At 64.7% G+C, this 13,442-nt stretch carries 13 protein-coding genes; 7 read left to right on the top strand and 6 right to left on the bottom strand.

The genetic code is table 11. From position 1 onward, the window contains the following. Positions 1 to 5: 5 nt before the first annotated feature. Entirely contained in the window at positions 6 to 1,442 is a 1,437-nt protein-coding gene (locus AWB83_RS25205; protein WP_087048342.1) for a dihydrolipoyl dehydrogenase, read from the top strand. Between the two features lie 91 nt (positions 1,443 to 1,533). Here AWB83_RS25205 and AWB83_RS25200 read toward each other — a convergent pair whose 3' ends face one another. The 3 genes from AWB83_RS25200 to AWB83_RS25190 form a co-directional block, all read right to left on the bottom strand. Next, positions 1,534 to 1,890 carry a hypothetical protein gene (locus tag AWB83_RS25200; protein WP_087048341.1) on the bottom strand — a complete coding sequence of 119 codons (357 nt, stop codon included), beginning with the start codon at positions 1,888 to 1,890 and terminating at the stop codon, positions 1,534 to 1,536. Between the two features lie 286 nt (positions 1,891 to 2,176). Then, positions 2,177 to 3,061: a 3-hydroxyisobutyrate dehydrogenase gene (mmsB, locus tag AWB83_RS25195; RefSeq protein ID WP_087048340.1), complete on the bottom strand. Its 885-nt coding sequence runs from the start codon at positions 3,059 to 3,061 to the stop codon at positions 2,177 to 2,179. Positions 3,062 to 3,083: 22 nt separating this feature from the next. Then, positions 3,084 to 4,616, bottom strand: coding sequence for a CoA-acylating methylmalonate-semialdehyde dehydrogenase (locus AWB83_RS25190; RefSeq protein WP_087048339.1), 1,533 nt, complete (start codon positions 4,614 to 4,616; stop codon positions 3,084 to 3,086). A gap of 219 nt (positions 4,617 to 4,835) precedes the next feature. Between AWB83_RS25190 and AWB83_RS25185 the strand changes: the two genes are divergently transcribed. The 6 genes from AWB83_RS25185 (at position 4,836) to infA (ending at position 9,853) form a co-directional block, all read left to right on the top strand. Further along, positions 4,836 to 5,798 (top strand): LysR family transcriptional regulator, encoded by a 963-nt coding sequence (locus AWB83_RS25185; RefSeq protein ID WP_167389161.1) that lies wholly within the window; start codon positions 4,836 to 4,838, stop codon positions 5,796 to 5,798. Between the two features lie 287 nt (positions 5,799 to 6,085). Continuing rightward, positions 6,086 to 7,036: a M23 family metallopeptidase gene (locus AWB83_RS25180; RefSeq protein WP_244197877.1), complete on the top strand. Its 951-nt coding sequence runs from the start codon at positions 6,086 to 6,088 to the stop codon at positions 7,034 to 7,036. After that, on the top strand, positions 7,023 to 7,388 hold the full coding sequence (locus AWB83_RS25175) for a hypothetical protein (RefSeq protein ID WP_087048336.1): 366 nt from the start codon (positions 7,023 to 7,025) through the stop codon (positions 7,386 to 7,388). Before AWB83_RS25180 ends, AWB83_RS25175 begins: the two co-directional genes overlap by 14 nt. A gap of 56 nt (positions 7,389 to 7,444) precedes the next feature. Continuing rightward, on the top strand, positions 7,445 to 7,876 hold the full coding sequence (locus tag AWB83_RS25170) for a bactofilin family protein (protein WP_087048335.1): 432 nt from the start codon (positions 7,445 to 7,447) through the stop codon (positions 7,874 to 7,876). A 193-nt stretch (positions 7,877 to 8,069) separates the two neighbouring features. After that, positions 8,070 to 9,047 (top strand): magnesium/cobalt transporter CorA, encoded by a 978-nt coding sequence (corA, locus tag AWB83_RS25165; protein ID WP_087048334.1) that lies wholly within the window; start codon positions 8,070 to 8,072, stop codon positions 9,045 to 9,047. Positions 9,048 to 9,586: 539 nt separating this feature from the next. Beyond that, a complete protein-coding gene (gene infA, locus AWB83_RS25160) occupies positions 9,587 to 9,853 on the top strand; it encodes a translation initiation factor IF-1 (RefSeq protein ID WP_087048333.1) in 267 nt (88 codons plus the stop codon). Positions 9,854 to 10,012: 159 nt separating this feature from the next. Here the strand turns inward: infA and AWB83_RS25155 are convergent, their stop codons facing one another. From AWB83_RS25155 to zwf, 3 genes are read right to left on the bottom strand one after another with little or no spacing between them, the layout of a single operon-like run. Next, positions 10,013 to 10,897: a Cof-type HAD-IIB family hydrolase gene (locus AWB83_RS25155; protein ID WP_087048332.1), complete on the bottom strand. Its 885-nt coding sequence runs from the start codon at positions 10,895 to 10,897 to the stop codon at positions 10,013 to 10,015. After that, on the bottom strand, positions 10,897 to 11,718 hold the full coding sequence (locus AWB83_RS25150; protein WP_374729140.1) for an ROK family protein: 822 nt from the start codon (positions 11,716 to 11,718) through the stop codon (positions 10,897 to 10,899). Before AWB83_RS25150 ends, AWB83_RS25155 begins: the two co-directional genes overlap by 1 nt. 37 nt (positions 11,719 to 11,755) lie before the next feature. Continuing rightward, positions 11,756 to 13,303, bottom strand: a complete 1,548-nt coding sequence (zwf, locus tag AWB83_RS25145) for a glucose-6-phosphate dehydrogenase (protein WP_087048331.1) — start codon at positions 13,301 to 13,303, stop codon at positions 11,756 to 11,758. Positions 13,304 to 13,442 lie beyond the last annotated feature (139 nt).

The following is a 13,442-nucleotide window of genomic DNA, read 5'->3' as shown; positions in this document are numbered from 1 at the left end:
ACGGGATGAAGCAAATCAAGGTGGATGTCGCCGTGATCGGCGCGGGCACGGCTGGCATGGCCGCGTTGCGCGCGGCGCGGCTCGCGGGCGTGAACGCGGTGCTGATCGAAGGCGGCGAGTTCGGCACGACCTGCGCGCGCGCGGGCTGCATGCCCTCGAAGCTGCTGCTCGCGGCCGCCAATGGCCTGCACGACGCGCGTGCGCTCGCGGCGCGCGGCATCGAGGGCACGCACGCGCTGGAGCCCGACTACGCGCACGTACTCGCCTACGTGAGGCGCGAGCGCGATTACTTCGTCAAGGGCGTGCTCGAAGAAGTCGAAGCGCTCCCAGACGGCGCCATTCTGCGCGGACAGGCGCGCTTCGAGGCGCCGGCGCGGCTTCTGGTCGGCGATGATACGCGCGTCGAAGCGAAAAGCATCGTGATCGCCACGGGCGCGGCGCCGAGCGTGCCCGACGAGCTGAAGATCTTCGGCGACAGACTCGTCACGAGCGACGATCTCTTCGAGTTGCGCACGCTGCCGAAGCGCATCGCGGTATTCGGCGCGGGACCGATCGCGCTGGAACTCGGGCAGGCGCTCGCGCGGCTCGACGTCGAGGTATTCATGTTCGGCAAGGGCGGCCGCGTCGCGGCGCTCACCGATACACCCGTGCGCGACGCGCTCGCCGCCGCGCTCGCCGACGAGTTCCATTTCGATCCGGACGCGAAGTTTCAGGAGATGTCGCTGCGGGACGGACAGCCGACGCTGCGCTTCACGTCCCCGGACGGACGCGAGCACGTCGAGCGCTTCGATTTCGTGCTGGCCGCGACCGGCCGCGCGCCGAATCTGAGGCCGCTCGCGCTCGAGAACGCGGGCATCGAACTGAACGGCAAGGGCGTGCCGCTGTTCGACGAAACGACGATGCAATGCGGCAAGAGCCCTATCTTCGTCGCTGGCGATTGCGACGGCACGCGCCCCTGGCTTCATGACGCCGCCGATGAAGGCAAGCTCGCCGGCGACAACGCGGCGCGCTTTCCCGACGTGCAGGCGATCAAGCGCAAGGTGCCCTTCTCGATCGTGTTCAGCGAGCCGCAGGTCGTGATCGTCGGCGCATCTTACGACGATCTCGACAGACAGATGACCGTGACGGGCGAGGTGTCGTTCGAGAATCAGGGCCGCAGCCGCGTGATGCGGCAGAATCGCGGCCTGCTGCACGTCTACGCCGACGCGAAGACCGGCAAGCTGCGCGGCGCGCAGGGCTGCGGTCCGGCGATGGAGCATCTGGGTCACCTGCTCGCCTGGGCGCTGCAACTGGAACTGACGCTCGACGAGGCGCTCAAGCTGCCCTTCTATCATCCGGTGGTGGAAGAAGGCTTGCGCACCGCGCTTAAGGACGCGGACAGAAAGTGCTACGAGGAACGTTCGGAGACGCCGCCCGCGCTGCCGAGCGCGGCGGGTTGCTGAGGCTTTTTCAAAACGCCGGAGGAAAATGAAAACGCCGGTTGCGGACAACCGGCGTTTCGTCTTCCGAATCAGACATGAGAACCGTTACGCCTTAGCTTCCGCTCAGACCGTATTGCAGGGCAAGATCGAAACCCAGCACCACCATCGAGCAGAAAAGACCCAGCAACAGGTTCGCCAGCCGGTGGCCGACGTCCTTGTGCTTCGTCAGAACGGCGCCTGCGAGGAACGCGATTTCCACGATGATCTGCATGCAGAAGACGGCGATCATCAACGCGAACTCGTAACCCATCGAGTTGAAGTTCATGAAGTTGAAGCCGTTCACCGCGACCCAAGACCCCACTCGCCAAGCTTCGTATGCCAATAGCAGCAACGGGAAGAAATAGCTGGCTACGTAAGTCGGCACCGTGGCGTGCCGCAATTCCATATTTAAGTGACGTGTTACTTGCATCGCGTACTCCTCATCTGATTGCCCGAAAACGACGGACGTTCTACCTGCACGGAGGCGCAGCCGGTGCGTTCGTGTTGAGCGGCACAAGTGCGTCGTGCTTTCAGAATAGGACAATTTTCGGGAAAGCGAATCATCGTATTCCCGATGGTCTCTCCCAGTATGGCAATGCGCGGTTCGTTGTGCAGTGCAACTGAATAAAGCAGTTATTTCCGATCGAAGCAGATTCTCTGATTCGGCACGCACCGCGTGCCGAATTCAACCCTTTATTTGATTTCTTTTGAGGGCTTCAGTGCTTTGCGTACAGCTTGATGATGCCTGAAAAATCGAGTCCGCCGAGTCCCTGCTGGCTCATCGACTGATACAACTGTTGTGCCAGCGCGCCCATGAAAACCGGCTGCTTCGCGCCGCGCGCGGCATCGACGGCGAGACCCAGATCCTTCAGCATCAGGTCCGCGCCGAAGCCGCCCGAATAGCCGCGAGATGCAGGCGCGGTTTCGACGATTCCCGGATAGGGATTACACGTATCCGAGCTCCAGCAGCGCCCTGTCGACGTGTTGACGATGCTTGCCAGTTTCGTCGGATCGATGCCGAGCGTCTCGCCGAGCTTCATCGCTTCGGCCACGCCGATCATGGAAATCCCTAGCAGCAGGTTATTGCAGATCTTCGCGATCTGGCCCGTTCCGGTTTCGCCGCAACGCACCATGTTCTTGCCCATGCCCGAGAACACCGGACGCAGCGTTTCGAAGAGCGCTTCGTCCGCGCCGACCATGAAGGTCAGCGTCCCCGCCTGTGCGCCGACGACGCCGCCCGACACGGGCGCATCCGCGAACGGATTGCCCCGTTTCGCGGCCGCTTCGGCGATGAGCTTCGCGGTGGCCGGATCGATCGTGCTGCTGTCGACGAGCGGCACGCCTTTCGCGACGCCGGCAAGCACGCCGTCATCGTTCAGGTAGACCGCCTTCACGTGCTGCGCCGCGGGAAGCATCGTGATGACGACTTCCGCGCCTTCGGCCGCCGCGCGCGGCGACGCGGCGAGCGTCGCGCCCGCGGCCTTCGCCGCTTCGAGCGCGGCGGGCACCAGATCGAACGCCGTCACCGCATGCCCCGCTTTCAGAAGGTTGGCGGCCATCGGACCGCCCATGTGGCCCAGACCGATAAAACCTATCTTCATCGCCGTCTCCTTTTCGTTGTTCTTATCTCAAAGCGATCGTCGTGTTCACGCCGTCGTTTACGGTGGCGTCGTCGAACCAGCGCGCCGTGACCGTCTTCGTCTGCGTGTAGAACTGCACGACCTGCTTGCCGTATGGCCCGAGGTCGCCGAGCTTCGAGCCGCGCGAGCCGGTGAAGCTGAACGCCGGCACCGGCACCGGAATCGGAATGTTGATGCCCACCTGACCGATGTCGATCTCGCTCTGGAACTTGCGCGCCGCGGCGCCGCTTTGCGTGAAGAGGCCGACGCCGTTGCCCATCGGATTACGGTTGACGAGCGCGATCGCATCGTCGAGCGTGTCCGCTTCCACCACGCACAGCACGGGGCCGAAGATCTCCGTCTTGTAGATCGTCATGTCGGTGTGGACGTTCGTGAAGATCGTCGGGCCGATGAAGTTGCCGTTCTCGTAGCCTTTCACGTCGACGCCGCGGCCGTCGAGCGCGAGCATCGCGCCCTCGTCCACGCCCTGGCCGATGAGGCCGAGAATGCGTTCCTTCGCCGCCTTCGATACGACCGGTCCCACGTCCGTATTCGGCTCGATGCCCGCGTTGACCTTGAGCGTCTTCGCGCGCTCGACGAGTTCCGGCACCCAGTCCTTCGACGCGCCGACGAACACCGCCACCGAGGTCGCCATGCAGCGCTGTCCCGCCGCGCCGAAGCCCGCGCCCGCGAGCGCGTTCAAGGTCTGCTCCTTGTTGGCGTCAGGCAGCACGACGGCGTGATTCTTCGCGCCCATCATCGATTGCACGCGTTTGCCGTGCTGGCTCGCGAGGTTGTAGACGTGCGTGCCGACGGCTGTCGAGCCCACGAAGGAAATCGCCTTGATGTCGGGATGCGTGCAGATTGCATCGACGACTTCCTTGCCGCCGTGCACGACGTTCAGCACGCCCGGCGGCACGCCCGCTTCGAGCGCCAGTTCGACGAGCTCCATCGTCGAAAGCGGATCCTGCTCGGAGGGTTTCAGGACGAACGTGTTGCCGCAGACGATCGCCATTGGGAACATCCAGAGCGGGATCATCGCGGGGAAGTTGAACGGCGTGATGCCCGCGCAGACGCCGATCGGCTGGCGCAGCGTGTAGGTGTCCACGCCGCCCGCGACGTTCTCGGAGAATTCGCCTTGCTGCAGCGTGCTGATCGAGCACGCATGCTCGACCACTTCGAGGCCGCGGAAGATGTCGCCTTCGGCATCGGCGAGCGTCTTGCCCTGCTCGGCCGTGAGCGTCTGGGCGATGCGCTTCTGGTTCTGGCGCACCAGATCCTGGAACTTGAGCATCAGACGCATGCGCGCGCCGAGCGGCGTCGTGCGCCAGGTCTCGAACGCCTTGTGCGCCGCGGCAACGGCGGCGTTCACTTCGTCCTTCGTCGCGAACGGCACGCGGCCGACCACTTCCTGCGTCGCCGGATTGACGATGTCGCGCCACTCCGTCGTCTTTGAATCGACGAACTTGCCGTCGATGAGCAGCTTGGCCGTGCGGACGGACGCACTTTGCGCCGGATGTTCAGCAGCGATATTCACGAGTCACTCCTTGATTGGAAAGTTGCGGACGTGCGTGCGGAAGGGATGGAAAGCGAAGACGCGCAGCGGGAGCGCCGCCCGGGCGCCGGAGGGAATGGCATGTCGTCTCCGTTATAAGAAATCGTCGTGCAGTGCTGCACGCTCGTTTCCTTGAGTATAGTTATGCAAAAGTCCATCATGGCACTATAAAAATACCCGATCGATATGCAAAAAAAGGCCATGCAACCTACCGCCAAGCTCGATCTCGCCAGGCTCGACTGGGACGATCTGCGCTACTTCCTCGAAGTCGCCCGGACGCAGCGCGCAAGCGGCGCGGCCAAGCGGCTCGGGGTCGATTACACGACGGTCGCACGGCGCGTGCGCGCCCTCGAGGACGCGCTCGGCACCCTCCTGTTCGACAAGTCGCGCAGCGGCGGATTCATTCTGACCGCCGAAGGCCAGCGCCTGCTCGGTTTCGTCGATTCGATCGAGACGACGGTGCAGTCCGCCACCGAGCAGATCGCCAATACGGGACACGCGCTGTCGGGGCACGTGCGCGTCGGCTCGACGGAGGGCTTCGGCTGCTTCTTCCTCGCGCCGCAGCTCGCGCGCTTTCAGGACGCGCATCCGAACATCTCCATCGACCTGTTGCCGGTGCCGCATTTCGTGAGCCTGTCGAAGCGCGAGGCGGATATCGCCGTGACGCTCGAGCGCCCCGAGCAAGGCCAGTATGTCTACACGAAGCTCTGTGAATACCGGCTCAAGCTCTACGGGACCGCCGAGTATCTGGAAGCGCACCCGCCGATCCGCACGACCGACGATTTGCGCCAGCACCGCTTCGCGAGCTATATCGACGATCTCGCCTTCAGCTACGAGCTGCTGTATCTGGAGCGCGCCGTGCCGGGCGCGGTCTCGCGCTGGCGCAGCACGAGCGTGATCGCGCAGTATTTCGCGGCGCTGCAGGGGCGCGCACTGGCGATCCTGCCATGCTTCATGACGTCGCCCGATACGCGCTTCGTGCCGGTGCTGCCCGACGATATCGTCGTGACGCGCGCCTTTTATCTTTCCTGCCGCGAGGACTTGCGCAAGCTGAAACGCATCACGACCGTGTGGGACTATCTGCGCGCGGCGGCGGAAGCAAATCGCGCCTTCCTGATGGGCGATGGCGCGCACATGGCATGGGTCGATGTCCAGCCATCCTGATCGACGATTCTTTTTGACACATCGATCCAACCGATTGTGTTATGCGCGCAATGCGCGACCACCCGCCACAAAATTTGACACGATCAAATTCGTGGAATTTTGCTTCGATGTCCTGTTGAAACGTCATCGGCGCGCTAGGCATGCGGCATAATCGGCGGCAAGTTTCAATGCCTTGCCGTGGAGATCGCGGCGCACTTCTACTCCGTGATTTTCCCTAGTCTTTTTCTCATCGGCCGGCCGGGCCGCCGCGCGCGCTGATGGCCTTCGTCATCTGGTCGCGGCGGACCATGTCCCGCCAGCGCATCCGCTTCGTCGAGGCGCGCACGGCGCGCGCGATCGCCATCATCGGCGGCGCCGCGCTGCTGATCGCCGCGCTCGCGCTCGGCATCGCGATCGGCACGGTGTTCGCCCGCAGCCATCTCGGCGAAGAGCAGGCGCTCGTGTCGCGCCGCTCGTATGAAATCGAGGAGCTCGGGCGCCTCAACGCGGCGCTGATCGAGCTCCGGCCGCGCGTCGAAGCGCTCTCGGCGAAAGTGGAGGAATTGCACGATTTCGACGTTCATCTGAAGACCGCGCACGGCGTGGGCGGCGCCTCCAACGTGCACGACGTGCCGCCGCTACCCGACAGCGAGGAGCCCGCCACCGCGCTCGACGGCGCCGGCGGCCCGGCCCTGCCCCCGCGCCTGTGCGAAAACGCGCGCGCCGACGGCGGCACGCCCCGGCAGCGCCTGAAGGGCACGCAGCAGATCATCGATTGCCTGAACGGCGTCGTGTCGCAACTGCAAACCCGCACGCTCACGCACTACGCCGCATATATGGCCTTTCCCGGCCGCGATCCCTCGCCCGGCGCGCGCAGCGGCTCGCCCTACGGCAATCGCTTCGATCCGTTCACCGGCCGCCTGAGCTTTCATCCCGGCATCGATCTCGTCGCACCCGCCGGCGCGCCGATCCTCGCGAGCGCGGGCGGCCGCGTCGTGCAGGCCGGCGAGCGCAACGGCTACGGCAACGCCGTCGACATCCGTCACAGCGACGGCATGATGACGCGCTACGGCCATGCGTCGCGCATCTTCGTGCATGCCGGCGATTACGTGATGCCCGGACAGGAGATCGCGGAAGTCGGCTCGACCGGCCGCTCCACGGGGCCGCATCTGCACTTCGAAGTGATCGTCGGGGGCGCGCAGATCAATCCCTCTCCTTATCTGGCGCTTTTCAAGCGCAAGCCGAATGCGCAAGGTTGATTCGAAGCGGCTGTCGCTGCAACTCACGCGCCAGAACTATGCGCTCACGCCCAAGCGGAGCACGGGCATCTGGCTCGGATCGATCGCGGCCGCCTGCGCGCTCGCGGCGCTCGTCGCCGCGGGCTTCGCGCTGAAGCGCTCGCACGAGGACGTGCGCAAGCTCGACACCCTCTGCGCGCCGCCCGCCTCCGAGCAGAAGCTGCGCGAGCAGCTCGTGCACGCGCAGCTCGCACTCGAGCAGGAAGCGGCGACCCGCGCCGTGCTCGAACAGCGCGTGACGGACGCCACGGCGCAGAACGAGCGCCTGCAGACCGACCTCTCCTTTCTGAAGAAACAGCACAAGCCCGACTGAGCACGCCACACGTGCCCGGACCGCGCAACTCATCAACGCATCGCAAGGACTCCACCATGTTCTCATCGAAGAAAGACACCAAGGGCGTCAAGCAAACCAAGCTGACCACGCTCATCGCGCATAACGTTCACCTCTCGGGCGATCTCGAGTTCAGCGACGGCCTGCGCATGGACGGCCAGGTCACGGGCAACGTGACGGGGCGTCCCGGCGAGGAAACGCTGCTCGTCGTGAGCGATCAGGGCGCGATTCGCGGCAACGTCAGCGCTTATGACGTCATCATCAACGGCTGCGTCACCGGCGACGTGACCGTCGCGCATTTCGTCGAACTCCAGTCCAGTGCACGCGTGCTGGGCAACATCTACTACCAGCAGTTGCGCATGGACATCGGCGCGACCGTCGAGGGCAAGCTCACCAAGCTGGAGTCGCCGCACGCTCATCAGCCGAGCCTGCCCGCGCCCGATTACACGACCGATCTCGTGACAAGCTGACCCAGGTTGAAGATAGGCAGCGCACACCGCCCATTGCACGCTTTCAGGCAAGTACGTGCAGACGCAGTCAATTCCGCTAAGATTCGAAAGACGGAGGCTACGCGCTCGCGCCCTCGCGACGCCAGCAACGATCGCGATTTCGAGCGCCCATCGACGCGTGGCCGGTGACATCGATAGAAGAAAAGGGCGCCCCATGCTGGTCAACTGCGCGGCTTATCAGAACGGCCGAAAGCTCGCCGACGTGCGCATCGACGATATCAACGCATATCGCGATCTGCCCGATTCTTTCATTTGGGTTGCACTGAAGGAACCCGGCCCCGGCGAGCTGGCGCACATGACGCAACAGTTCGGCCTGCACGAACTCGCCGTCGAGGACGCGCAGCACGGACATCAGCGGCCGAAGATCGAAGAATACGGCGACTCGCTGTTCGCGGTCTTTCATACGGTCGAGTTCGATGAAGAAGGCGAGGTGCTCGTCGGGGAGATGAACGTGTTCGTCGGCAAGAACTACGTGCTCTCGGTGCGCAACCGTACCACGCAAGGCTTCCAGGAAGTGCGCAAGCGCTGCGAACGCGAGCCGCATCTGCTCAAGCACGGGCCGGCGTTCGTGATGTATGCGTTGCTCGATGCCGTCGTCGATCGCTATTTCCCCGTGCTGGAGACGCTCGGCGCGGAGGTGGACGAGGTGGAAGAGCGCATCTTCGAGCAGAAGGGGTCGGCGGAATCGCGCGAGATCATCGAGGATCTGTACTCGCTCAAGCGCCGCATGACGATCCTGCAGCATCACACCGTGCCCTTGCTCGAAGCCGTCAGCAAACTGTATGGCGGGCGCTCGCCCGGCGTGTGCTCGGGCATGCAGGAATACTTCCGCGACGTGTATGATCATTTGCTGCGCATCGTGAAGACTATCGAAGGGCGGCGTGAAATGATCGTCACGGCGATCCAGGTGAACCTCGGCCTCATCGCGCTCGCGGAGAGCGAAGTGACCAAGCGCCTCGGCTCGTTCGCCGCGCTCTTCGCCGTGCCGACGATGATCGCCGGCATCTACGGCATGAACTTCAAGTCGATTCCGGAGCTCGACTGGATCTACGGCTATCCGACTTGCCTCGCCGTCATGCTGCTCGTCGATATCGTGCTCTACTGGCGCTTCAAGAAGGCCGGCTGGCTATAGTGGGCTTCGCCGCGGCGCGCATGCAAGGCCGTACACGCCAAAACACTCGTCCTGGGGAACGATCTGGCGAAATTCGTTGTCTAATCAATCGATTTGCGCGAGAATATCGTCTTGGCTTGCAAAACTGGCCTCTCGACCGCACATGACGTAAGCGCACGGCAGACGCGCTCACTTCCGCAGTTTCGCCGCAGTACACGTCGCATTTTTCGTTTCAACCCGCACGTCGGCGTTGCTGTTCGCCGATGTCGCCGTCCCGGTCATGCCGGCCACGGCGCGCCTCTCGGGCGCTCACGCGCATCCGTGGTTCGCCTTGCCGTTCCGGCCTATGCCGTCAAGCTCATAAGAGCCTGAAGGAGAGACGCAGCGCGCTCCGATGCACGTTTCATCGTGCCGGGCGTGCGGGGCCGCGCTTTGCATCGCCTCTCACGTATCGCAGTGACGCTGCCTTCGAGCAGCGCCGCCCGGTCCTCATGGGCGTGAATGCGCGATCTGCACGGTGCGCAGCAGCACCCCACCATTACTCACCACAGGAGCCCCATATGGCGAAAGAAGAACTCATCGAACTCGACGGTATCGTTGACGAAGTGCTTCCCGACAGCCGCTATCGCGTGACGCTGGACAACGGCGTCGTCGTAGGCGCGTACGCCTCGGGCCGCATGCGCAAGAATCACATCCGCATTCTCGCCGGCGACCGCGTGACCCTGGAACTGTCGGTGTACGACCTGACCAAGGGCCGCATCAACTTCCGTCACAAGGACGAACGCTCGAGCGGCGGCGGCCCGCGCGCGCCGATGCGCCGTCGTTAAGCAGTAGCGCTCCACACTGGATCCTCATCCGCAATGAGCGTGCGCCCGATCCGCAGCGAACGCATCTGAACCCACCCCGCGGATCACCCCGACTTCGACGCGGCCGCATGCCTCGCGCTTTGCCGCACCGGCTGCGCCACGCGTCGATGCCCTACCCCTTCAACGACCGGACCGCGCCTCCAGAAGCGCGTTGATGCCGATGGCGAAGCCGTCTTCGTCGTTGCTCTTCGAGACCAGGCTCGCGCTGCGCCGCACCGTCTCCGACGCCTGCCCCATCGCAATCGATACGCCCGCGATCTCGAACATCGCCACGTCGTTGCCCATGTCGCCGAGCACGGCCACGCGTTCGAGCGGCACGTCGGCGAGACGCGCGAGTTCGCGCACCGCCGTGCCCTTGTTGGCCTCCAGACTGGTGACGTCGAGGTAATACGTCTGCGAGCGCGCCGCATGGCCGCGGCCTTCGAGCTGCTTCTGCAAGCCGCCTTCGACGCGTGCGAGCAGCGCCGTATCCGCCGTCGAGCCGACGATCTTGTCCACCGTATGGAGATCGATATCGTCGAAACGCGTGACGAGCACGCCTTCGTAGCCCACCGTGCGCGTTTCGAGCGGCACGTAGGTCGCGGCGGGATTCGTCAAATACCACGCGTCGTCGATGAACACCCATGCGTCGACGTTCGCGGCGGCGAGCGCTTCGAGCGACGTCTGCACGACGTCGCGCGGCAGCTTGTGCGACGAGAGCACTTCCCACGTGCGCGGCTGAACCAGGCTGCCGCCGTTGTATGACGCGTAAGGCATGTTCACCGCCAGCGCCTCGACGATATGCCGCATGCCCTTGCCCGGCCGGCTGCTCGCCACCGTGAAGCGCACGCCCGCTGCGCGCAGGCGGCGCACGGCATCCTTCGCGGGCTCGCCGAGCGCCTTGTCGGTATAGAGCAGCGTGCCGTCGCAGTCCGTGACGACGAGCTCCGCCCGCGCGAGCGCCTCGAAGGCCGCGGCGCCATCGCCGGTGACGCCGTGCAGGCCGTATTTGCCGTTCGCCGCCATCAGTGCGCTCCTTCACGCTGGTTGAAATGCGGCAGTTGCCGCGTCTCGCGCACCGAGCGCGGATGCCACAGCCTCGCGCCGCCTTCGATGCCCGCCGCGTTCGACACGATCGCCACGTTATCCGGCAGCTTGAACTTGATGTGCGCCGCATTGCCGCCGCCGATCCACAGCCGGTCGTAGTTCACGAGCGTCGCGAGGATGTCGATGATCTTCTCCACGCGCCGGCTCCAGCGCTTCTTGCCGGCCTTCTCCCGCGCCGCGTTGCCGATGTATTCGTCGTAGGTCTTGTCCTTCGCGACCGGATGATGCGCGAGCTCGAGGTGCGGCATGAGCTCGCCGTCGCGAAAGAGCGCGGTGCCCGCGCCGGTGCCGAGCGTGAGCACCATCTCGATGCCGCGCCCTTCGATCGCCGCGAGGCCCTGCATCTCGGCATCGTTGATCATGCGCGCGGGCACGCCGCCGAGGCGCTCGGCGATCAGCTGCGCGAGCGGCACGCCGCGCCAGTACGAGGTGCCGAGATTCGGCGCGGTCAGCACGACGTTGTCGCGCACGACGCCGGGAAAGCCGATGGAGATATGCGTCGGCGCAACGGCGACGATCGGCTCGACAAGCGCCATGAGCGTCTCCACGACCGCTTCCGGCCGGGCGGGATTCGGCGTCGGCACGCGCAGCCGCTCGCTCTTCATCTCGCCGTCCTCCGCGATGATGGCCGCCTTCAACCCCGTGCCGCCGATGTCGATCGCGAGGATGCGCTCGGCCCTGATCGCGAGTTTGTCCGCCGAAACGTGCGTTTTCTGCCTGGTTCTGGATTCCGTGCTCACGCTTGTTGTCCTTATGGTCGGGATGAGTTCAGTCCTTTCAGTCCTTCTTGCGCGTGTCGGTCAGCGAACGCCACGCGCGGCCGTCCTCCGCCAGCAATCGGTCCGCTTCGGCCGGCCCCGCGCTGCCCGCCGCATAGCCGTGCACGGGAAGCGGGCTGTCCGGATGCAGCACGCGATCCACCGCGGCCCACGCCGTCTCGATGCTGTCCGCGCGCTGAAAGAGCGTCTCGTCGCCGAGCATGCAGTCGTAGAGCAGCGTCTCGTAGCCGACATTCGCGCGCTCCGCGAAGAAGTCGGCGTAGTTGAAGGCCGAGCGCACCGCGCCGATCTGCATCACCGGGCCCGGCACCTTCACGTTGAAGTCGAAGGTCGTGCCGTGCGCGGGGTCGATGCGCAGCGTGAACACGTTCGGCGTGAGGGCATCGACGGGCGTGTCGCGGAACAGCAGGAACGGCACGGCTTTCAGCTGTATCGAGATTTCGGTGCGCCGCTCGGTCAGGCGCTTGCCGGTGCGCAGGTAGAACGGCACGCCCGCCCAGCGCCAGTTCTCGACGTACACGCGCGCCGCCGCATAGGTTTCGGTGCGGCTGTCCTGCGCGACGCCCGGCTCTTCCCGGTAGCCCGGCCCGGCCGGCCCGGCTTCGTACTGACCGAGCACGACGTCCTTCGCCGAAAGCGGGCGGATCGCGTCGAAGAGTTCGGCTTTCTTGTCGCGCACGGACTCGGCATCGAACGAATTGGGCGGCTCCATCGCCACCATGCCGAGCAGCTGGAACAGATGGTTCGGCAGCATGTCGCGGAACGCGCCCGTCTGCTCGTAGAACTTGCCGCGCCCTTCCACGCCGATGGTCTCGGCCGCCGTGATCTGCACGTTGTCGATGAATTCGCGCCGCCAGACGGGCTCGAACATCGCGTTGGCGAAGCGCACGGCGAGAATGCTCTGCACCGTGTCCTTGCCGAGAAAATGGTCGATGCGATAGACCTGCGACTCGCCCGCATACTTGAGGATGCAGCCGTTGAGCGCCTGCGCGGACGCGAGATCGCTGCCGAACGGCTTCTCGATCACGAGCCGCCTGAAGTTGCCGTCCTTCTCCTCGAGCAGCCCCGCAGCGCCGAGATGCTCGACGATCGGCTCGAAGAAGCGCGCCCCCACCGCGAGATAGAACACGACGTTGCCCGACTTCGCCTTCGCGAGCCGCTCCTTGAGGCGCGCGAAGGTCTCGTCTTCCCCGAACTCGCCCGCGAAGTATTCGAGCCGCTCGACGACCCAGCCCCACGCATCCTCGTTCAGTTGCGAGGTGTGGAAAGTCGCGGCCTTGTCGGCGGCGAACTTGCGCAGCGACTGCGTGAGATCGTCGCGCCATTCGGACGTCTCGCGCTCGCCGTGATTCACGCCGATGATCTGCATGTCGTCGTCGAGCAGCCTGTCCGCGGAGAGGTTGTAGAGCGACGGCATCAACAGCCGCTTGGTGAGATCGCCGCCCGCTCCGAAGATGACTAGCGTGCATGGCGGCGCGGGATGCTTGCCGGCGCACGTCCCGCCCGGCTGGCTCGCTTCGTTCGCTTCGATCGATTCTTTCGGCATGGCGTGTCGTCCCTTATCAGTTGCGCTTGGACCTGGAAAGACCACGAGCGTTGCGGCACAGTTCACTCGGGCGTCGCGCCGAAAGCACGCGCATCGATGTTCGTATGCTTTTTGTAATTATTAACCTTTCGTGTCGTAA

This window comes from Caballeronia ptereochthonis, from assembly GCF_001545075.1.
Lineage (GTDB): Bacteria > Pseudomonadota > Gammaproteobacteria > Burkholderiales > Burkholderiaceae > Caballeronia > Caballeronia ptereochthonis.
This window is presented reverse-complemented; position numbering and strand designations above follow the sequence as displayed.